The 20,189-nt window shown below is 64.6% G+C and carries 19 protein-coding genes and 1 pseudogene; 8 read left to right on the top strand and 12 right to left on the bottom strand.

All coding sequences use genetic code 11. The annotated features are described in order from the left end of the window. Positions 1 to 4 precede the first annotated feature (4 nt). Both ABR323_RS03240 and ABR323_RS03245 read left to right on the top strand, forming a co-directional pair. Positions 5 to 103 (top strand): annotated as a pseudogene (locus tag ABR323_RS03240) (alpha/beta fold hydrolase); the annotation flags it as partial. An 826-nt stretch (positions 104 to 929) separates the two neighbouring features. Next, the gene (locus tag ABR323_RS03245) at positions 930 to 2,438 is read left to right on the top strand and encodes a S1 family peptidase (protein ID WP_439448186.1); all 1,509 of its coding nucleotides are present in this window, start codon (positions 930 to 932) and stop codon (positions 2,436 to 2,438) included. Positions 2,439 to 2,510: 72 nt separating this feature from the next. Here ABR323_RS03245 and ABR323_RS03250 read toward each other — a convergent pair whose 3' ends face one another. Then, positions 2,511 to 5,159 carry an excinuclease ABC subunit A gene (locus ABR323_RS03250; RefSeq protein WP_439448187.1) on the bottom strand — a complete coding sequence of 883 codons (2,649 nt, stop codon included), beginning with the start codon at positions 5,157 to 5,159 and terminating at the stop codon, positions 2,511 to 2,513. 268 nt (positions 5,160 to 5,427) lie between these two features. On the opposite strand from ABR323_RS03250, the gene ABR323_RS03255 reads away from it, so the two are divergent. The 3 genes from ABR323_RS03255 (at position 5,428) to ABR323_RS03265 (ending at position 6,705) form a co-directional block, all read left to right on the top strand. Further along, positions 5,428 to 5,682, top strand: a complete 255-nt coding sequence (locus tag ABR323_RS03255; protein WP_439448188.1) for a hypothetical protein — start codon at positions 5,428 to 5,430, stop codon at positions 5,680 to 5,682. Next, positions 5,679 to 6,095 carry a low affinity iron permease family protein gene (locus ABR323_RS03260; RefSeq protein WP_439448189.1) on the top strand — a complete coding sequence of 139 codons (417 nt, stop codon included), beginning with the start codon at positions 5,679 to 5,681 and terminating at the stop codon, positions 6,093 to 6,095. Before ABR323_RS03255 ends, ABR323_RS03260 begins: the two co-directional genes overlap by 4 nt. A gap of 112 nt (positions 6,096 to 6,207) precedes the next feature. Beyond that, positions 6,208 to 6,705: a YciE/YciF ferroxidase family protein gene (locus ABR323_RS03265; RefSeq protein WP_439448190.1), complete on the top strand. Its 498-nt coding sequence runs from the start codon at positions 6,208 to 6,210 to the stop codon at positions 6,703 to 6,705. Between the two features lie 39 nt (positions 6,706 to 6,744). On the opposite strand, the gene ABR323_RS03270 is transcribed toward ABR323_RS03265, so the two are convergent. The 6 genes from ABR323_RS03270 to ABR323_RS03295 all read right to left on the bottom strand — a co-directional run bounded on the left by ABR323_RS03270 (position 6,745) and on the right by ABR323_RS03295 (position 10,985). Continuing rightward, complete coding sequence (locus tag ABR323_RS03270) at positions 6,745 to 7,479, bottom strand: DNA-formamidopyrimidine glycosylase family protein (protein WP_439448191.1); 735 nt, start codon at positions 7,477 to 7,479, stop codon at positions 6,745 to 6,747. Then, positions 7,472 to 8,239 carry a DUF72 domain-containing protein gene (locus ABR323_RS03275; RefSeq protein WP_439448192.1) on the bottom strand — a complete coding sequence of 256 codons (768 nt, stop codon included), beginning with the start codon at positions 8,237 to 8,239 and terminating at the stop codon, positions 7,472 to 7,474. The genes ABR323_RS03270 and ABR323_RS03275 overlap by 8 nt, the downstream gene beginning before the upstream one ends. Beyond that, a complete protein-coding gene (locus ABR323_RS03280) occupies positions 8,236 to 8,703 on the bottom strand; it encodes a BLUF domain-containing protein (protein WP_439448193.1) in 468 nt (155 codons plus the stop codon). Before ABR323_RS03280 ends, ABR323_RS03275 begins: the two co-directional genes overlap by 4 nt. A 363-nt stretch (positions 8,704 to 9,066) precedes the next feature. Beyond that, entirely contained in the window at positions 9,067 to 9,975 is a 909-nt protein-coding gene (locus ABR323_RS03285; protein WP_439448194.1) for a manganese catalase family protein, read from the bottom strand. Positions 9,976 to 10,013: 38 nt separating this feature from the next. Continuing rightward, complete coding sequence (locus ABR323_RS03290) at positions 10,014 to 10,535, bottom strand: ferritin-like domain-containing protein (RefSeq protein WP_439448195.1); 522 nt, start codon at positions 10,533 to 10,535, stop codon at positions 10,014 to 10,016. A 159-nt stretch (positions 10,536 to 10,694) separates the two neighbouring features. Beyond that, positions 10,695 to 10,985 (bottom strand): hypothetical protein, encoded by a 291-nt coding sequence (locus ABR323_RS03295; protein ID WP_439448196.1) that lies wholly within the window; start codon positions 10,983 to 10,985, stop codon positions 10,695 to 10,697. Positions 10,986 to 11,246: 261 nt separating this feature from the next. Between ABR323_RS03295 and ABR323_RS03300 the strand changes: the two genes are divergently transcribed. Then, positions 11,247 to 11,639 carry a response regulator gene (locus tag ABR323_RS03300; protein ID WP_439448197.1) on the top strand — a complete coding sequence of 131 codons (393 nt, stop codon included), beginning with the start codon at positions 11,247 to 11,249 and terminating at the stop codon, positions 11,637 to 11,639. Between the two features lie 63 nt (positions 11,640 to 11,702). On the opposite strand, the gene ABR323_RS03305 is transcribed toward ABR323_RS03300, so the two are convergent. The 5 genes from ABR323_RS03305 to ABR323_RS03325 form a co-directional block, all read right to left on the bottom strand. Continuing rightward, entirely contained in the window at positions 11,703 to 11,978 is a 276-nt protein-coding gene (locus ABR323_RS03305) for a hypothetical protein (RefSeq protein ID WP_439448198.1), read from the bottom strand. Between the two features lie 17 nt (positions 11,979 to 11,995). Beyond that, a complete protein-coding gene (locus ABR323_RS03310) occupies positions 11,996 to 13,036 on the bottom strand; it encodes an alpha/beta hydrolase (protein ID WP_439448199.1) in 1,041 nt (346 codons plus the stop codon). A gap of 529 nt (positions 13,037 to 13,565) precedes the next feature. After that, on the bottom strand, positions 13,566 to 14,750 hold the full coding sequence (locus tag ABR323_RS03315) for an SGNH/GDSL hydrolase family protein (protein WP_439448200.1): 1,185 nt from the start codon (positions 14,748 to 14,750) through the stop codon (positions 13,566 to 13,568). A gap of 1 nt (position 14,751) precedes the next feature. Continuing rightward, positions 14,752 to 15,345, bottom strand: a complete 594-nt coding sequence (locus ABR323_RS03320; protein ID WP_439448201.1) for a TetR/AcrR family transcriptional regulator — start codon at positions 15,343 to 15,345, stop codon at positions 14,752 to 14,754. A gap of 156 nt (positions 15,346 to 15,501) precedes the next feature. Then, entirely contained in the window at positions 15,502 to 16,485 is a 984-nt protein-coding gene (locus tag ABR323_RS03325; protein ID WP_439448202.1) for a LacI family DNA-binding transcriptional regulator, read from the bottom strand. A gap of 156 nt (positions 16,486 to 16,641) precedes the next feature. Here ABR323_RS03325 and ptsP point away from each other — a divergent pair, with 156 nt between their 5' ends. Then, entirely contained in the window at positions 16,642 to 19,152 is a 2,511-nt protein-coding gene (gene ptsP, locus ABR323_RS03330; protein WP_439448203.1) for a phosphoenolpyruvate--protein phosphotransferase, read from the top strand. Continuing rightward, positions 19,149 to 20,105 (top strand): 1-phosphofructokinase family hexose kinase, encoded by a 957-nt coding sequence (locus tag ABR323_RS03335; RefSeq protein ID WP_439448204.1) that lies wholly within the window; start codon positions 19,149 to 19,151, stop codon positions 20,103 to 20,105. Before ptsP ends, ABR323_RS03335 begins: the two co-directional genes overlap by 4 nt. Positions 20,106 to 20,189 lie beyond the last annotated feature (84 nt).

Raw genomic sequence — 20,189 nt, forward strand, 5'->3', positions numbered from 1 at the left:
TCTTGCAGAGTTGATTGTCTGCCCGGGCGCGCCGCACGGCCTGACCGACACCCACAAGGGCAAGGTCAACCGGGATCTGCTGACGTTCCTGCAGGAAAAGTGAGTGGCAAGGGCTCCGGCATCGCGCCGGAGCCAATCCCATACCAGAGTGTCTCTACCCTGGCGCGTGCTCCTTCCCGGCCAGAGTCGACCCTGCGGATTCGGGAGGTGCAGGATTTCATCCGGGTCCAGTAGCAAGGGCTCGGAAATAGCCGCACCAGAACCTCGCCCCCTACCCGCAACCCATTATCCTTGCTTCGCATAATAAATCTGCGTTGCAGGGATGGAGGGGTACGGTGAAAATGCGCGTTCGTGAAGGCGGTCACGGTTAATGGCAGGGGAAGTCAATACCTTCAAGTCCGCTGCAACTTAATTAATGATACCGCGGATGAATTCCAGCCGGACCAACAATCGGTTGTGACATGGAGGTGGGGGATGTGCATGGTATCTGGCAGGCCTTCAGTAAAGCTTGCGGCTCTGCTTTTTTTGATGACTGCCTCCGGCGCCTCCGCGACCCCGTCGGCAAGCGCCAAGGAGTCCAGATCACTGGCGCTTGTCACGCTCTCGCCTGCGCAAAGTACGGTTGTTGCAACTGGGCTGCTCAGGGGGGTACTGAGACCAATCAATGGCTGTGTCTACTTCGTGGCCCCGGGTGGCACGGCATATCTTGCAATATGGCCGCATGGTTACACGTTGGCCATGAAGGGAGACGCTCCCATAGGGGTGCAGGACGTACGATCCGGCGGAATAATGGAATTCGGGATCGCCGCATCATTCGGAGGGGGGCATGGAGGCGAACTGCTCCGTTCGAGTCTTGCCGCGACCATTCCGGCGGGCTGTACGGGCCCACTCATGACGATTCACTTGATACGTCAGGCAAAGGAGCAGCCATGATCCGTTTGCGCACGAAGATATCCACGCGCGCCTTGGCATTGTCCGCCCTCGGTGCGATTACATTCTCCCTGCACGGCCAGCCGATGACTGGCAACCCCACGGCACACACCTACTCGCGAACCTTCAATGTATCTGAGGCCGAAGCGAAATACAGGTCGATGAAATCGATCTCTGCGGCATCGCTGGAGGCCAGGATTCAGACATCCGAGCCGGATACGTTTGGTGGCTTGTACGTTGAGCATAAGCCAGAATTCAAGATCGTAGTGCTGTTCACAGAGAAGCCGACAGAGACTCTGGCAAAGTACACGCAGGATCCTGTTTTTACCGGCCGCACTTCCGCTCAATCGCTCGAGATGCTCTTGGCGACCCAGGCCGAGGCGGAGGCCCAGCTTCTCGCAAAGAAGGTTGGGTTCGAGTCGGGCGTCGATATCAAGCGGTCCATTGTGACCTTTTACGTGAAGGATGAGGCGGCCGCTAGACGCGCACTCCGGCCACTGCTGGGCGCTGTTGATTTCGTGGCGATCAAGCAAGTGAAGGGCTTTACGGTCACTACCGCGATCTCGGGCGGCCATAAATTGACCGGCACTGTCTTCAATTGCACCACTGGCTTCAACGTCTTCGACGCAGATCGTGAGCTTGGCGTCATCACTGCGGGGCACTGTGACAATACGCTGACCTACCAGGGAATTGCCGCGCCTCTCGTTTTCCAGGGCGAGCAGAACGTAGGCGACTACGACGTCCAGTGGCATAAAGAGCCGTCCAGAGGCCCACGCCAGGCGCAGAAGAATGAAATCACCCTGATCAATGGTCCGTCGCAGACGCTCGAAATAACCAGCACACTCCCCTCCAGTTCGATGCATGTGGGGGATGTGATCTGCAAGAGTGGCATTCATGGCCACTACGCATGCGGGACCATTGAGGATATGAACTCAAGGTCCGATCACAATGGAGCCATAGGCAGGTACATTCGTGCGCGCAACCTTGTCCCAGGCCCTCTCAGCGTCGAAGGTGACAGCGGTGGGCCCGTCTTTTCGAACAATGCAGCCGTCGGCGTCATTCACGGCCGGGGCGGTGAAGACACGGGGTTTGAAAACGACTTGTTCTACATGCCCATCGAGCGCGTGTCAGTCCTTGGTCTATCCATTTTGACCGAGGCGTTTAAAATTACGGGCATCACAGATCGTACTGAGAACTACTTCAGGCCATTCTCCGTTCCGGTTGCATACAAGGGGGTTCCGAAATTCCCGATAGAGTTGACGCTGGAGCGACCCGTGTGCCCAAGTGGGCCCTGCGAACCGGCGACGGAAATGGTGCCGGACAAGGCCCCCTCCCCGCTCCACTACACATGGACCTGTTTCTATCCCATCGTGCTCTACCCGCCCCCCGTCATCCCACCGCCGCCTCTGACCTGGAGGGAGCGGGTCACGCTGAAGGACGCATCAGGAATCACTGCAGATCCAGTTGAGTACAACCTGCACTGCAGTGGATGCCCTGATTGTCCATAGCCCGCAACTGTTGATGAGTGCAGCGCTGGAACCACGTGCGTGGATTCTTCGTCAGCCGGGCATGGCTCGGCTCTACAGAGAAGCAAGCTCCCGCGCAAGAAACGGCGCCGTCCTGCTTCCCTTGGCGCGTGCCACCTGCTGCGGCGTGCCCTTCGCCACGATGGTGCCACCTGCACCCCCTGCGCCCGGCCCGACATCAATCACCCAGTCCGCCTGTGCGACAGAGCGCATGTCGTGCTCGATCATCACCACCGTGTTTCCTGCTTCCACCAGCCGCTGCAGTTGCACCAGCAACCTGTCCGCGTCCGATGCATGAAGGCCGGTGGTGGGCTCATCCAGTACATACAGCGTGCGCCCGCGCTGGCTGCGCTGCAGCTCGGTCGCCAGCTTGATGCGCTGTGCCTCACCACCTGAAAGTTCCGTGGCCGGCTGGCCCAACCGCAGGTAGCCCAGGCCGATTTCCTGCAGCAACTGCAGCGGGCGGGCAATGGCATCTTCTTCGGCGAAGAACGCGTGCGCCTGATCGACCGTCATCTGCAGGACCTCGGCGACGTTGCGGCCGTTCCACAACACCTTCAGCGTGGCCTCGTTGTAGCGGGCACCGTGACAGGTGGGGCACGGCGCATAGACGCTGGGCATGAACAGCAATTCGACGCTGACGAAACCCTCGCCTTCGCAGGTCTCGCATCGGCCCTTGGCCACGTTGAACGAGAAGCGGCCCGCATCGAAACGGCGGCGGCGTGCATCGGGCGTTGCGGCGAACAGCTTGCGCACGTGATCGAACAGGCCGGTATAGGTCGCCAGGTTGGAGCGTGGCGTGCGGCCGATGGGCTTCTGGTCCACCTGCACCACGCGTTGAATGGCGTCTACGTCGCCGGCCAGCTGGCCTCGCGTGGCTTCGATCACGGTCGGCCCGTCGGTGGGCGCGCTGTCGGCGCTGTCGTCTACGGTCTCGTGCCCCAGGTGCAGCAGCATCAGCTCAGGCAGCGCCTGCGCCATCAGGCTGGACTTGCCTGATCCGGAAATGCCGGTCACTGCTGTCAGCAGGCCCAGCGGCACCTGCGCGTCCACGCCCTGCAGGTTATGGCGATGGATGCGCTTCAGCTCCAGCCAGCTGTTGGCGCTGCGCTGTCGGCTGGCAGGTGCAGGCACCTGGTCGAACAGATACTGCGCCGTACGCGAATCCTGGACCTGGCGCAGGCCGTCGGGCTCGCCACTGTAGAGAACGCGCCCGCCGTGCTCCCCCGCCTGCGGTCCCACATCCACCAGCCACTGCGCGCGGCGCATCAGCTCCAGATCGTGTTCAACAACGAATACCGAGTTGCCGCCGTCGCGAAGCCGCTCCAGTGCGTCGTACAGCGATTGGCTGTCGGCCGGATGCAGGCCGGCTGAGGGCTCATCAAGCACGTACAGCACGCCAAACAGCAACGAGCTGAGCTGGGTGGCCAGCCGCAGGCGTTGCAGTTCGCCGGCCGACAGCGTGGGCGTGGCGCGATCCAGCGAGAGATAGCCCAGGCCCAGTCCACGCAGCTGACGCACCCGCGCCATGACTCCGTCTGCCAGCCGTTGTGCGGCCAAGCGTTTTTCCTCCGACAGGGCCGAGGTCAGTCGCACGTCGGGGGCGCCCTCGTGGGTCGCGCGGCCACTCGCGGCCCGCCGGGCGCGATCGCGTGGTGTCGCACGCCTGCTGGTACGTGCGCCCTTGCTGTGTGCACCGAAATCACCCTGCGCGATGGGCTCCAGCAGCTCCGCCAGCTGATCCAGCGGCAACCGCATGAACTCGCCGATATCCACACCGGCAAAGGTGACCGAAAGCGCCTCCGGCTTCAGGCGCTTTCCGTGGCACGCCGGGCACAACCGCCCTTCCATGTATCGCGAAACGCGCTTGCGCATCAATGCGCTCTGGGTGTTGGCAAAGGTATGCAGCACATAGCGGCGCGCGCCGGTGTACGTGCCCATGTAGCTGGGCTCCTGCTTGCGCTTGAGTGCAGTACGGGTCTCGGCGGGCGTGAAGCCGGCATAGACCGGCACACTGGGCGCTTCCTCGGTGAACAGGATCCAGTCCCGGTCCTTCTTCGGCAGCTTCTTCCACGGCACGTCGATGTCGTAGCCCAGCGTCACCAGGATGTCGCGCAGGTTCTGGCCATGCCATGCCGGCGGCCAGGATGCGATGGCGCGCTCACGGATGCTCAGCGACGGGTCCGGAACCATCAGCGCTTCGGTCACCTCGTAGACGTGCCCCAGGCCGTGGCAGGTGCTGCAGGCGCCCTGTGGCGTGTTGGGCGAAAAATCCTCGGCATACAGCATGGGCTGGTTGGCCGGATAGGCGCCTGCACGCGAATACATCATGCGCACCAGGCTGGACAGCGTCGTCACGCTACCCACCGATGAGCGTGCATTGCTGGCGCCGCGTTGCTGCTGCAAGGCCACGGCCGGCGGCAGCCCGTCAATGGCATCCACGTCGGGCACGCCGGCCTGGTCGATCAGGCGGCGCGCATACGGTGCGACGGATTCGAAGTAGCGCCGCTGCGCCTCGGCGAAGATGGTGCCGAAGGCCAACGATGACTTGCCGGAACCCGACACGCCGGAGAACACCACCAGCGCATTGCGCGGAATGGACACATCGACATTCTTGAGATTGTGCTCACGCGCACCGCGGACCTCAATGCAACCGCTGGCTGCGGCAGCGCATGACGACTCGCCAAAGGGGGGGGTGGACATCTCAGCATTCCTGGATTCGGTGGGCGGGTCGCGCATGGCGGTAGGCCATTCTCGCTGCTGCGCAGTGAATGGTGTGAGGGGATGTCTGCTTGCATGCAGCGTCGGAACGCCAAGCTGCCCACGCCAACCGCGCCATGCGGCTGATTGTTAACGCGTCTTGCCTGAAGGTTTGACGCCACGTTGCCGCACCTTTGATGTGGCCGCCCACGCCGCGGCTCCTATGCTGGGACCGCCACCACGGCAGCGATACCCAACCTGGAGATTCACCATGCAACGCGATCAGAAAGACCTTCCCCACCCAGATCCCGAAGCGCAGAGCCCCGACCCGGTCAGCCCGCTGCAGGCGAAGCGGCACAACCATCGCAATCATGAAGAGGCATTGCAGGAAACATTCCCTGCCAGTGACCCGATCTCGCCCTTCATCGCAGCGCCGACGCCTGAGGAACAGGCCAAGCGTCTGGGGGAACGGGTCAAGCTGCCAGACGGTGGAACGGATAAGGAGGCCGCCGGAGGTGATCAGTGATCCGGCGCGGCTTCGCGCGCGTCGCGGCCGCAACGGCACGATTGTCCGGCAGTCTTGGGGCGTTCGTCGCGGCGCTGGGTGTGATCATCACCTGGGCCGCCAGCGGGCCGGCCTTTCACTTCAATGACACCTGGCAGCTGGTGGTCAATACGGGCACGACCATCGTGACGTTCCTGATGGTGTTCCTGATCCAGCATACGCAGAACGCCGATACTGCCGCGCTGCACATCAAGCTGGATGAATTGATCCGGGTTACCAAAGACGCCAACCAGGAGCTGTTGAACCTGGAGTCGATGGAGCCGGCCAACCTCGAAGAAATTCGGCAGCGCTACGAGGCACTGGCGAAGACGGCCGCCGACATCAAGTCCAAGAAGGAGCGCTGCATGCCGTGTGAGGCAGGCGCACGTTCGTGAAGACCATGCGCAGCATTCCTACGGGCGCTCACATGCTGCCTTCACCCGGCGCCCGCCTGATCGCAACCGGGCGCTACGTACCCTGAGCGCTCCACCCACTACGGAGATCAGCATGGCTATCAAGACAGCGGAAGACCTTTTCATCCATGAACTCTCGGATATTTACAGCGCCGAAAAGCAGCTGACCAAGGCCCTCCCGCGCCTGGCCCGTGCGGCCGAGAACCCTGACCTTGCCACCGCGTTTGAAACGCACCTGGAAGAAACCCAGGGCCAGATCGAGCGCATCGACCAGGTGGTGGAGGTTCTTGGCATCCGGCTGAAGCGCATCAAGTGCGCGGCGATGGAAGGGCTGGTAGAGGAAGGCAAGGAAGTGATCGACAGCATCGACAAGGGCCCTGTGCGCGATGCCGCCCTGATCGGTGGCGCACAGAAGGTCGAGCATTACGAAATTGCCTCCTACGGAACCATCGCCGCGCTGGCCAAGCAGCTGGGCTACAAGGATGCCCTGCCGTTGCTGCTGGAGACGCTGGACGAAGAAAAGGCGACCGACGAGAAGCTGACCCTGTTGGCCAAGGGCAGCGGCAATGCCAAGGCCGCGCAGGCCGCCTGAGCCGAATTGCACGCACCCCGGCCGCCACGGAAGGCGGCCTCAGGGTTGATAGAGCACCTGATCGTTTGGGCAGAAGAATGTGCGCCGCCGGGTCGTACCCATGTACAGCTTGCTGATCGACCCGCCACACAGCGGGCAGACTTTGCGCGTGTGCACCTGCCAGTGCTTCTTCAACTCGAAGCGCCGTTTCCACTCCAGGAAGTCGAAGCTGTAGGCACGGGCCTGGGTGATCAGGGCGGTGAGCTTGCGCGGTGGCAGGTCGCCCAGTCGCGTGGCCGGATGCACGCCGATCCGGAACAGCACCTCATTCTTGATGATATTGCCGACGCCGGCGAAGATGGTCTGGTCCAGAAGCGCGTCACAGACCAGGGTGTCCGGCAGCGCCTTCAGCTTGCGCCGGGCCAGCTTCGGATTCCAAGCGTCGTTCATCACGTCCGCCCGCCAGTCGTAGACATCGTTCAACGGCTCGTCGATCAACCGCACCGAACACGCATAGAAGTTCAACTCTCCGTTGTCGAATGCGAGCGACACCCTTGCAGGGGCCGGCTTCCGTTCGTCGATGCGCCAGCTGCCGAACATCATCAGATGGATGCGCAGCGTGTGGTGGCTGAATTCCAGAAGAAAGTGCTTGCCCCAGCTGCGAACGGCCTTGACCCTGCGGCCCTGCAGCGGTGAAAGGTCGATGCGGCTGTTGCCGGAGGCGCCGCGCACTACGTGACCCTTGAAGTGGCTCGCGGCTTCGCGCAGCAGGACAATGGACGGGCCCTCAGGCATGCGCGTTCCCCTGCAGCAGTGCCTGCAGGTGCAGGGCGTTGCCGGTCGCGTGACCCAGCGCGGTGTTGTCCAATACGCACCAGGCACGGCGTTGCGAGGCGGCTTCACGCTGCAGGTGCTGGGCCAGCTCCGCCAGCGCCTGCTCGCTGTAGGCGCTGCGATAGACCTGCGGCTGCCCGTGCCAGCGCCAGTAGCTCCACGTGCGGTCACCGCCCGGAACCGCGGCGGCGGGTACCCGGGCAGGGTCAGCCGCGACCCGTGCGATGCCGTGGTCGCTCAGCAGGGCATCCACGTCCGCAGTGAACCAGGAGGGATGGCGCGGCTCGCAGGCAACATCAAGCTGGGTGCGTGCGCGCAGGTCGTGCAGAAATTCCGCCACGGTCGCCGGCTCGTACGCGAGGCTGGGCGGCAGCTGGAGCAACAACGGACCCAGCCTGTCGCCCAGGGCCATCATGCCACCGAGGAACTGCTCCAGCGGCTGCATCGCGTCGCGCAGCCGGCGTTCATGGCTGATCGCGCGCGGGAGCTTCACTGCGAAGCGGAAGCCTTCGGGCACGCTCGCGGCCCACCGCGCATACGTGCCGGCTTGATGCGGGCGGTAGAACGAGGAGTTGATCTCGACCATGGGCAAGCGGGTCGCGTAGCGCTGCAGCACGCTGTCGCCCGTGCCGAACGCTGCCTGCCCTGCCCGTGACAAGGACCATCCGGCGCAGCCGATGCTTACCGGGCCTGGCACGTTCGGACAAGCGGCTGCGTTCATGGTGCCACCGGGTCGTCCGTTTCCAACAACCGGCCGGCGCCCGCTTCCGTCGGAGACTGCGCTACCGATTGCAGTCGATCGAGCGCACTGGTGCCAGAGGCGAGCGCCGACGCGCTGCGTACGAAACCAGTCCAGTCGGAGATGGCGATCTTTCCCAGCGCCAGCTCATCCACCCGCACGCTGTGCATGCGCCAGTGCGGGAACTGTCGCCGCCCCACCCTGCCCCGGTTGAGTTCGACCAGGCCGCTGTGGCTGCCGGCCGCCAGGATGCGCGTATAGGCCGTGTTGACGCCGGCCTCCGGACCTTCGAGGTATTGCAGGAAACGGGTGCCATCGAACAACAGGACACCGGTCACATCTACCGATTCATTGAACAGCATTGCGTCGGTGACAAGCTGCTGCAGTCGATCTGAAGTCAGGTTTCGGGTGGCTTCACTTACATATGCAATCGCACGAAGAGGCATGACAGCACCGGGTTGTTGCAGACAGCGCTACCTTAGCGATTCGGGTCAAACGCGCGGTGACACCGGTGTGGAGGCGGCGTCGAACCTGGACGCACCAACGCCGCACCGCATTGACGCCCGATTGCAGCGCCGCGACTGTGACGCCTTCTGCCGGATGTCCATTCGTGGAGAAGGCATGAGGAAGTACGCGCTTGCACATGAAGCCATGTTGGCGGCTCTGGAAGATGGTCGCCGCCGCCAATCGGGCGGCTCACTCCAAGGAGAGTATCCCTGGCCCTGTGCACCCCGAGTGGGCGGACACTGTCCGCCCACCTTCTTTCGCACGCTGCCTGAGGCGGGAACCCGCCCGGGCCTCCACCGGTATCAGGGCTCCCGTGGTGGCAGATCCAGCGCGCCGGCCCCCGGCCCTGCGCCCAGCTCGGCACCGGTTGTCGGCCGCGCTTCCGGGTCGGAAAGCGTACGCAGGGTCATGGCCTGCACCGCCGCTTGCTCGCGCGCGTCCAGATCGACCGTTCCGCTGCCGTCGCCTCCGTCCAAAGCGGCCTGTGCCTCGCGGTCGCTGACCCGCTCCCACAGCTCCCCGCTGTTCCAGCTGCCCTGCAGATCGTCGGCGCCGTCGTCCTGCGACATGTCCATGTACAGATCGGTGAATGCAGGGTCCCCCGGCAGCTTGCCGGGTGGGAAGTTGGGCTGGATGCTGTGCAGCGCCTTCTCGAATGACTTCATGTGGGCGATCTCTCGCGTCATCAGGAAGCGCAGCGCATCCTTGATGCCGGGGTCGTCGATGACGTTGATCAAGCGCTCATAGACCAGCTTGGCACGCGCTTCGGCCGCAATGTTCGAGCGCAGGTCGGCGGTAGGCTCCCCGATCGAGTCGATGTAGGCCGCTGTCCAGGGCACCCCGCTGGAATTGACCAGCGCCGGGCCGCCGCCGTACAGGATCTGTTCGGTATGGCTGGTGCTGTTCTGCCCCAGCAGCCGCATATCCTCGGCCTCGGCAAGCCCTTCGGACTGGATAGCCTTCGGCCCGCGGTTGAGCATGGCGATGATGGTGCCGATGATCTCCAGATGACTGATCTCTTCGGTGGCGATGTCCATCAGCAGATCCTTGCGGCCAGGATCGCATTCGCCAAGTCCCTGGGTGAAGTAGCGCATGGCGGCAGCAAGCTCGCCCTGCGGGCCGCCAAATTGTTCAAGCATGAGGCTGGCGAGCTGCGGGTTGGATTCGCGCACGCGTACGGTGTACATCAGCTTCTTGTGATGAAAGAACATGGGGTTTCTCCTATGGCTGGCATGGGCTGGCTTCGCGGTCAACGCTTGGCTTGGGCCCCGGGCATTTCGTCACGATTGAGAAACGCACCGGCCAGGCCGTCCTGGTGATCCTCCAGCCAGCGCGCCATGGCGATTTCTTCCTGCAGGATCTGGCCGCAGACCGCGGCGATGTCCGGTGCTGCGGCACGCTCGGCCGCGATCACCAGGGCCCGGTAGGTCGCGATTTCGGTATTCTCGAAGCCGAACGCGATGCCGACACTCTTGACGATCTCGTCCTCCATCAGGCTGTTGCCGGCGGCGTGGATGGCTGCGGTCATGCCCGCGAACAACCCCTTCGCGGTCGGCACGCTTCCTCCAAGCGCTTCAATGCACTCGCGCAGGGAGGCTGCCTGCCCCTGCGTCTCCTGGACGTGCTGGCTGATCCGTGCAGCGAGCTGGGGATGGTTCTCGATCCGCGAAGCCATGGCCTTCATCATGGTCTCCGCCTCCTGCTCCATGGCGTAGGCATCCTGCAGCCACTTCAACAGGCGCTCGCTTCGGGCGTTGTTCGGGTCTGCCATCTCGATCTCCCGTAGTGAGGCGACATGCCTCCGGAGACCATGGTGGCGAGGCGGCAATGACCTCCTCGTCGCCCGGCGTGAGCTGCCGCGCGTGCGCGCTGCACCTGACGCTGATGTGGTCATAACATCCGCCGAGGCGGAGCGGTTTTCCTTCCGCGCTCAGGCCATCATCGCGTCTGACAGTGCCGTGCTGCTTGCGGGGCGCCGAGGATCAGCCGCGGGGGCGAGCGCACCGTCGGGTGCCTTCAGTGCCTGGAGCACTCGATGCTGGGCCCGGTGCGCGCGGCCTTCCACGCCGACAACATAGACGAAGCGGCCATCGAACCTGGCCTGGGCGCCCTCCAGGATGTCGTCCTCCTGCAGGGCTCGTTTCAGCGACTTCATCCATGCGCGTGCGGGCGTTCGGTCCAGCTCCACCACGATGGCAGCGCCGCCGCAGTCCAGTGACATGCACTCCACGCGCAGTGCGCAGGGTGAGGCGGGATCGGTTGTGGATCGAAGCATGGCAGTGGCTCCAGTACGGGGACGGCGGCAGTATCCATAGCGGCCGCCAAGGCGCCGTCAACAAACGCCGCACCGCTTTCCACGCTGTGTCCATGGCGCTGGCAGTTGGGACCCAGGCCGCTTCGCGCCGGGCTGACGCGCCACACGCACGCCGTTGATGCAGCACAGCACACACTGCAGTTCCCAAGGCAACACAGGCATGCGCGCATGCAATCGGAAATGAGCCAGCGCAGATGCAACCTGCTGCTGGTTGAAGACCAGCTCGACCTGGCTGCGCTGATGGAGCAGGCGCTTGAAGACGGCGGTGGCCAGGTGACCCACGCTTACAGCGTGTTCGATGCGCTGGGACTGCTGGATACGCAACGGTTCGATGGCGCCGTGCTGGATGTGGAGCTTCGCGACGGCGTGGTTTTTCCAGTCGCCGATCGGCTGGCTGAACTCGGCATCCCCTACCTGTTCGTCTCTGCGGTCTACGACCAGCTGGTGCCGGTGCGCCACCGACGTGCGACGTTCGTCGCCAAGCCCTTCCATATCGACCGGCTGCAGGAAGCGGTCCAGCAGGTGGTGGGAGACGTCTGCGCACCGCCGACCGCGCACTGAGTCCTCGCCGCCCGGGGCATGGGACCTCTCCCGGCGGCACGTCGCGGTAACGCATATCCGGGCTCAGGCGGCCTTCGTGTAGGGCTCGACGATCAGTAGCAGCTTGTCCATCGCCGTGTCATCGGCCTGTTCGGTCGCTGCCCGCTGGATGAAGCGGGTCCAGTCAGCGCATGAGATCACGCGCAGCTCATCTGCAGTGACGGACAGGCAACGCATGGGCCAGAATGGTAGCCGCCGCTGGCCGACACGCCCCCGCGCAAGTTCGATCAGGTGGGTGTGACTGCCGGCGCCGGTGACACGGGAGAAGGCCACATCCAGTCCATCGGCAGGGCCCTCCATCTCTCCCATCCCTTCACTCAGTCGCCTGCGCCGTCATCGTCCAGCGAGCGCGGTGGCTGAGCCGCAGCCGCGGGTATCACGCTGGCATCGTGCGGTGGGAGCCGCGCAGGCGGCGGACCGAGGTAGCCGTGGCTGCGTGCCCAGTTGGCGAAGAGCCGCGGCCACTGCGCGACCAATGTTCCGGGCTTGCCCAATCCCCAGCTGTGACCTCCAGCTTCGAACAGATGCAGCTCCACGGGAATGCCTGCCGCATGCGCGGCCTGGTACATCGCGACGCTGTGGCCGACATCTACGGTGCGATCATCCACGGCCTGGGCCAGGAACACCGGCGGCATGTCCTTGCGGACGTGTTGTTCGACCGAATAGGCCTGCTGTGCGTCGTCTTGGCTCGCCAGTTCCCGCTTCGACCGGGTGTGGTCCAGTGGCGCGCGCATCGAAACGACTGGATAGATCATGCCAAGGAAGTCCGGACGCGCTGACAGCTGGTCGGCGGCATCCACCGGCGGATACAACGGGGCATCGAAGCGGGTGGCAACGATACCGGCCAGATTGCCGCCAGCGGAAAAGCCCAATGCGCCGATGCGCTGCGGATCGACCCCCAGGCTTGCGGCCTGCGCACGCAGCAGCCGCAGGGCGCGCTGGCCATCCTGGAACGGCGAAACCGGTGCCCACCCATCTGCAGGCAGCCGGTAGTACACCACGGCGGCAGTGACACCCAGCGATTGCAGCCACTGCGCCGTCGGCTTGGCGGCGCTGCCAATCTGGATGCGGAAGTATCCGCCACCGCCGAAGATCACCACGGCTGTTCCGTTTGGTTTCAGCGGTCGGTAGATATCCATGCGCGCATTGCTGATTCCCGAGACAGCACCTTTCGCGCTGCCTTCGGCGCCGATCCGTTCCGGGCCACGCGCGCGTTGCTGCCAGTGGTCCTGCGGCCACAGCGGAATCACCTCGGGTGCCGATGCAGGTGGCGCTGCCGGCACCGCGCCGGCAAGCAGAGGATTCAGCAGGAACAGAAGCACTGCCAGCCCGCGCAGTTTCCCCACATGCAGACTCATATCACGGCCTCCCGTCGGCCTTTACGGGGCGAAGTGTGCGTCGATTCGCGCTGGCATCCTATAGCCGGATGGGACTAGCCGTAGCGAGCATTTCTGCGTGCACTGCAACATCGATCTGCGCCCTCTAGTGACAGGATCGGCTCCACAGTCAAGTGGTAAATCAGGCGCATGGCAGCGAGGGTGAGGATCAGTAGAAGGATCTAATAGAAGCGCTCTTGTCCCACGCTTCAGGCGCCGCTGCAGGCAGATCGACGGACGATCAGAACTGCCATCCCAATGAAGAAAGCAAGCATTGCCGCTCCGATGAATGGCATGTATTGCTCATACATTCGCTGATCGCTCAGATCTGGAGCTGCACAAGGCGGCAGCAAAAAATGACAGTCATGCGCACACGAACCAGATTGGCCTGCCAATGCGTCCAATGACTATGCTCCTACCACCACCCATCGCCATGTCCCTTTGCCGGGCCACCTTTACCTGAAATCAGCGCGGCAGATCTACCTGTTGATGCATCGTCGCCATTTCGCAATCAGCCGAACGGACAATCACCACCAAAAATCGTCGCTGCAAATCGCTCGCCGATCAGCCTGTGGGTAGCGGAATCCGGATGAAGCCGATCGGGCAGAGGTTGCAGCTCATGGTCTTGCTCCCCGTAGAGATGTCGTCCGTCCAGATAATGGATGTTGGGATCGCGCTCCCTCCTTTGTGCAACGATTGCACAAAGGGAATCACGGATCACGGTGAGCGTCAGGGCGCCCTTGGCAACATCTCTTTCGTCTCCCGTCGCGCGGAACTTGAGTTGCCCGTCCGAGAAGTCAGGTGCGCCGGGGCCGGGCGTCTGCTCATGGATGGGGCAGAAGATCGGCGAAACGATCAACAGCGGTGTCGTCGGATGGCCATCGCGGATCGTATCGAGAAAGCCGTGCACCGCTGTTCCAAATGCACGCAGCCGCATCAGGTCCATATTGACGATGTTGATGCCGAGCTTGAGGCTGATTAGATCGGCGGACTGGTCCCGGATGATGCGAGCGAGGAAAGGGTCGAGCAACGCGTTGCCGCCAAGGCCGAGATTCATCAAGTCAACGCGCCCGCGGGATGCGGCGACGGCTGGCCAGATGCCGCTCGGATGAGCGGAATTGGAGCCTTGGCTGATCGAGCTGCCGTGGTGCAACCAGAGCCGATGCCCCGACGGCGGAGCTGGCCTGACAGGTGCGTTAGTGCGCAGGGCGACAAGCTCGGTAATTTCGTCGTGCGGCAGCCATATCTCAATCGCCTTCTCGCCGCCGGGCAAACCTGCGAACTGCAGTCGACCGGGCGAGCCCGGCTCCATCTCGCCTGAGAGCTTTGCATCGGCTGCCCACTTCGCCAGATCCACGCGCAGCAGGTTACCTTCCGCGATGCTGCCTTGAGCGACAATGGCTCCGTCTAGCAGTAAATCGTAGATTCCGTCGGGACGCGGCGGCATACCTACATAGAGGCGCTTTGTTGGCAAGGCTTCGAGTTCGATCGTCGTGGCCTCGGTGCTGAAACATAGGCGCACACCCGACGGCTGTTGCTCGACCATTGCAAGCTGCTTGTCTTCGCACTGTGTCCGAGCCCATTGCGGCAACCGGTGCGGCAGGATGCCCGATGGCGTCTCCTCCAGTTCGATCCAGCCACGCAACAAAGCGGCTGAGATTGGTGTCCTGAACCGACCAGCCTGAGAATCTGACATCTCAAGTTCCTATTGATTTAGTTTTAGCTGCGTCATCGGAGAGCCGGCACAGCATGGCGTGGAGGGCTTCGATCGACACCCGCCACGACAGGTCGGGCGGTGGCTGGCTATGATCGAAGTTTCCCGTCAGCTCGAGCAACGAGAAGCCCAACATGACGCTGGCCAGCAAGCGGATGGCGTGCACCTCGGTAGTGTCGTCCAGGCGGTATCCCTGCAAGGCAGATCGCGTTAGCACGGCGATTCTCGCACCCGCGCTGCGCGCAGCCGTCGCGGCTTCAAGCGGGTAGCGGGTGGCCGCAAACAGGCCGGGGTGCTGCCTTGCGAAGTCACGATGAACATTCGCAAGCGCGACCAAAGCCTCTTTGCCCGATCTGCCCGCGATGGCTTCCGCAATATGATCCGCAAGTCGATCCAGCGCGAAGAGGGCAACCCTCGCTTTCAGATCATTCGCATTGGCGACATGGGAGTAGAGGCTGGCCACCTTCACATCGAACAACCTTGCCAACGCGGTCGGTGTGACCGCGTCGAAGCCTGCTTCATCCGCCACGCACGCGCCCGCCTCGACGAGGCGTTCGACCGTCAGACCTGCACGCATGTCACAATCCTACTCATAATAGGAGTATGCCTAATATGATTAGGATCGTCAAGAGGACGCTGACCGCGCCCGGTAGCGGCACGGATATTTGTTCGTCTTGGATGCGCTGGGCCTGGTCGTAGACCAGGGCGGCCGTGACGCCCAGCGACTGACGGTTCATCGCAAGGCGGTTGATCCCCTCACCACACACCGCCCCGTCATCACCAGTCTGCGTACCGGCAGCTCTGGTGCGCGCAGGCGTTCCAGCAACAGCGACATCGCAGCCCGCCCCATGTCTTCAACGGGCTGTTCAACCACGGTAATGCCGGGTTCGACCAGCTCGGTCCAGCGTTCGTTGTCGAAGCCTGCCAGCGCCAGCTCTCCTGGAATCGAAAGCCCCGCGCTGCGGGCCGCTTTCAATGCACCCATGAGCAACAGGCTGTTGCTGGTGACCAGCGCATCGGGACGCGAAGGGCCGGCCAGCCACTGGTCGGTCGTTGCGATGGCGGCCTCGGCCGTGGGCTCGACCTCGCGGTAATCCGGCTCCAGCCCGTGCGTGCGCATCGCAGCAAGATAGCCGTCGCGGCGCTCGGCCGCCGTGGTGCTGGTGCTGCCGAACAGGCCGCCGATGCGGCGATAGCCGCGCTCGACCAGGTGTTCGACCAGGCCCGCCATCGCCGCTGGATTGTCGAGCACCACGCTGTCGATCGACCCGCCGGGTGCGGCGCGGTCCACCAGCACCGTGGGATAGTCCAGCGTGAGCCGTTCGAGGCGACCCACCGTGGTCCGGGTGGGTGCGAAGATCAGTCCACTGATGCGCTCCTCGTGCATCAATTGCAGATACAGCGCCTCGCGCTCGGGGTCCTCGTCGGTGTTGCAGAGGGTGACCCGAAGACCTTCCCGATACGCGACCTCCTCCACGGCGCGGATCAGCGCCGTGAAGAACGGGTTGCGGATGTCCGCCACGATCAATCCAATGATGCCGGTGTGCCGGGAGCGCAGCCGTCTTGCCTGCAGGTTCGGCCGATAGCCGGTCTGGCGGATCGCCGCCTCGACCCGGCCACGCACCACCTCGCTGACCGGGCCGCCCCCGAGCACCCGCGAAACCGTGGATTTGGACACCCCCGCCACGCGCGCGACGTCATTGATGCTGATGCTCATTGGAAACGTTCCCGGAAAGTGGTGCTGTCCGTGGCCAGACGGCTGTTCAGGACAATGCTAACGCCAAAGCACTATTGGCTTTTTGTGCAGTGCACATTGAAATAGGCGGTGGGAACGTTCCCAATATGCCGCAGCACACCTTTCCTGGAGCCCGCCTTGTCGCCCCTGCCCTCCCCCGCCCCCGTCAGCCGCGAACTGGTCCGCCTCGGCGCACAGGCCCGCGACAAGGCGGATGCCATCGCCCAGGCCGCACAGATGCTGGTCGCCGCCGGCTGCGTGTCGCCGGATTACCAGGCCAGCATGGGGCGTCGCGAAGAACTGGCCAACACCTTCCTCGGCCACGGCGTGGCGATCCCGCATGGGCTTGGCGAGGACCGCCATCTGGTGCTTCGCGATGGCATCGCTGTGCTGCAGTTGCCGGAAGGCGTGGAATGGAATCCGGGCCAGGTGACGCGGCTGGTGGTCGGTATCGCTGCCCAGTCCGATACCCACATCACGCTGCTGCGCCGGTTGACCCGGCTGATCCAGGATGACGCCACGCTGCAGCGCCTGTTTGCGACCACCGACGCGAGCGAGATCGTCAACGCGCTGACCGGCGGCAGTGCGATCACCACCGCCCAGATTCCGGCAACGGATCTGGCCGAGCGCTTCGACTGGACCATTGCCTACCCCAGTGGCCTGCACGCGCGCCCGGCCACGCGCTGGGCAGAGACAGCGCGTAGCTTCGCGGCCCGTGCCCAGGTCCGCGCGGGCGATCAGGCGGCCGATGCCAAGAGTCTGGTCGCGCTGCTGCAACTCGGGCTGCGCCATGGCGACGCGGTCAGTGTGTCTGCCGAGGGGGTGGATGCCTCCGCACTGCTGGCCGCACTGCGCAAGGTCATGGACGGGCTGGTGGCCCAGGAAAAGGCCGATGCCGAGCGCGCGGCGCAGCGCAAGGCCGCGCCCGTCGCGGGCTGGAATCCGCCCGAAGCGCAGGTGGCGATCGTGGGCATTGGCGCCAGCCCCGGGCTGGCGATCGGCCAGGTGCATGTACTGGCCAGCACGCAGGCCGAAGTGGCCGACCGGCCCACCCCGCTCGGAGAAGGTGGGGCGCGCCTGCAGGACGCGCTCTCCCGTACCCGCCAGCAGCTGGCCGCGCTGCAGGATGACACCCAGCGCCGGCTCGGCGCCTCGGATGCAGCGATCTTCAAGGCCCACGCGGCCCTGCTGGACGACACCGACCTGATCACCCGCACCTGCCAGCTGATGGTCGAAGGCCATGGCGTCGCGTGGTCCTGGCACCAGGCCATCGAACAGATCGCCTCGGGCCTGGCGGCGCTGGGCAACCCGGTGCTGGCCGGCCGCGCTGCCGACCTGCGTGACGTTGGCCGCCGCGTACTGTCGCTGCTGGATCCTTCTGCCGCCGGTGGTGGCCTGTCCGACCTGCCCGCGCACCCGTGCATCCTGCTCGCGGCCGACCTGTCGCCATCAGACACGGCCAACCTGGACACCAACCGCGTGATTGGCCTGGCCACCGCGCAGGGCGGGCCGACCTCGCACACCGCCATCCTTTCGCGCACGCTCGGCCTGCCGGCGCTGGTTGCCGGTGGCGCCGAACTGCTGGCGATCCAGGCCGGCCGCGAGGCGATCATCGACGGCAGCAGCGGGCGGCTCTATCTGTCCCCTTCCGACGCCGATCTTGCTTCGGCACGCGCCTGGATCGCCGAGCAGCAGAAGATCCGCGCACGCGAAGCCGCTCAACGCGCGCAGCCGGCGCAGACCACCGATGGCCATCGCATCGACATCGGCGCCAACGTGAACCTGCCGGAGCAGGTGTCATTGGCGCTGGAACAGGGCGCGGAAGGTGTCGGCCTGATGCGCACCGAATTCCTGTTTCTCGAGCGTGGCAGCACGCCGAGCGAGGATGAGCAGTACATAACCTACATGGCGATGGCCAATGCGCTGGAAGGCCGTCCGTTGATCGTACGCGCGCTCGACATCGGCGGTGACAAGCAGGTGGCACACCTGGAACTGCCGCATGAGGAGAACCCGTTCCTCGGCGTGCGCGGCGCGCGCCTGCTGCTGCGCCGTCCGGACCTTCTGGAACCACAGCTGCGTGCGCTGTACCGCGCAGCGAAGGACGGCGCACGCCTGTCCATCATGTTCCCGATGATTACTTCGGTAACGGAGTTGATCGCATTGCGCGCCATCTGCGAGCGCTTGCGCGCAGAGCTGGAGGCGCCCGAAGTACCGGTCGGCATCATGATCGAGGTTCCGGCAGCCGCTGCCCAGAGTGATGTGCTGGCACGTCACGCCGACTTCTTCTCGATCGGCACCAACGATCTGACCCAGTACGTACTGGCCATCGACCGCCAGAACCCGGAACTTGCGGCGGAGGCCGACAGCCTGCATCCGGCGGTGCTGCGCGCGATCCGCGCAACGGTGGAAGGCGCGCGCCAGCATGGACGCTGGGTCGGCGTCTGCGGCGGTCTGGCCGGCGATCCCTTCGGCGCCATGCTGCTGGCCGGCCTGGGCGTGGACGAACTATCGATGACCCCGAATGACATCCCGGCGGTGAAGGCACGCCTGCGCGGCAACGCGCTGGCCGATCTGCAAACGCTTGCCAGCACCGCGCTGGACTGCGAGACCGCCGAGCAGGTGCGCGCCCTCGACGGAGCCCGCGCATGAACGCCGGCGCCGTCACCATCACCCTCAACCCGGCGATCGACCAGACCGTGCGACTGGCGCGCTTGCACCCGGGCCAGGTGCACCGCGCCCGCAGCAGCCGCGACGATGCAGGCGGCAAGGGCGTCAATGTGGCCGCGTGCCTGGCCGACTGGGGCGTGCCGACCGCGGCGCTGGGCGTGCTCGGCGATGGCAACGACGGCGTGTTCAGTGCGTTGTTCTCGGCGCGGGGCATCGTGGATCGCTGCCTGCGCGTTCCCGGCCATACCCGCACCAACATCAAGCTGGTCGAAGAGGACAACGGCGAAACCACTGACATCAACCTGCCGGGGCTGACGCTGGCCAGCGCCGATCTGGACGCGGTGTCGCGCCGACTCGCAGCCCTGCTGCAGCCGAACCTGCCGGTAGTGCTGTCGGGCAGCCTGCCGTCCGGGCTGCCGGCCGATGCGTGGGCGCGATTGCAGGCTCAGGCCGGTGCCGCCGGTGCGCGCGTACTGCTGGACACCAGCGGCGACGCGCTTGCCGCTGCCTTGAGCGGCGCACAGAGTGCACTGCCCTACGCGGTCAAGCCCAATCGCCATGAACTGGAGGCCTGGACCGGCACGCCGCTGCCGGATCGAAACGCCCTGCAGGCGGCGGGCGTGGCCCTGGTCGAAAGCGGGGTCGCGCTCGTAGCGATCTCGATGGGCATCGACGGCGCGCTGTTCATTGATCGCAGCGGCGTGCTGGTCGCGCGACCAGCGCATTTGGCGCAGGGCAGTACGGTCGGTGCAGGCGACGCCATGGTCGCCGGCATCGCTGCCGCATTGCTGGAGCCCTCCTTCGATCTGGCTGGCTGCGCACGACTGGCCACGGCGTTCTCGATGAGCCGCCTGGAAAGCGGTGACGCGCGACGGCTGGATCCGGCGCAGGTGCGCCAGTGGAGCGGCGACGTAGTGATCGAGCGGTTGGATTGAGACGACTGCAGGAGGCGCTGTTGCTGGCTTAGGGCAGCGCACAGCGCCTCCTGCAAGGACGAACCCGAAGCATTCCAGGAGTTC

This window comes from Stenotrophomonas sp. ATs4 (assembly GCF_051861585.1).
Lineage (GTDB): Bacteria > Pseudomonadota > Gammaproteobacteria > Xanthomonadales > Xanthomonadaceae > Stenotrophomonas > Stenotrophomonas maltophilia_AS.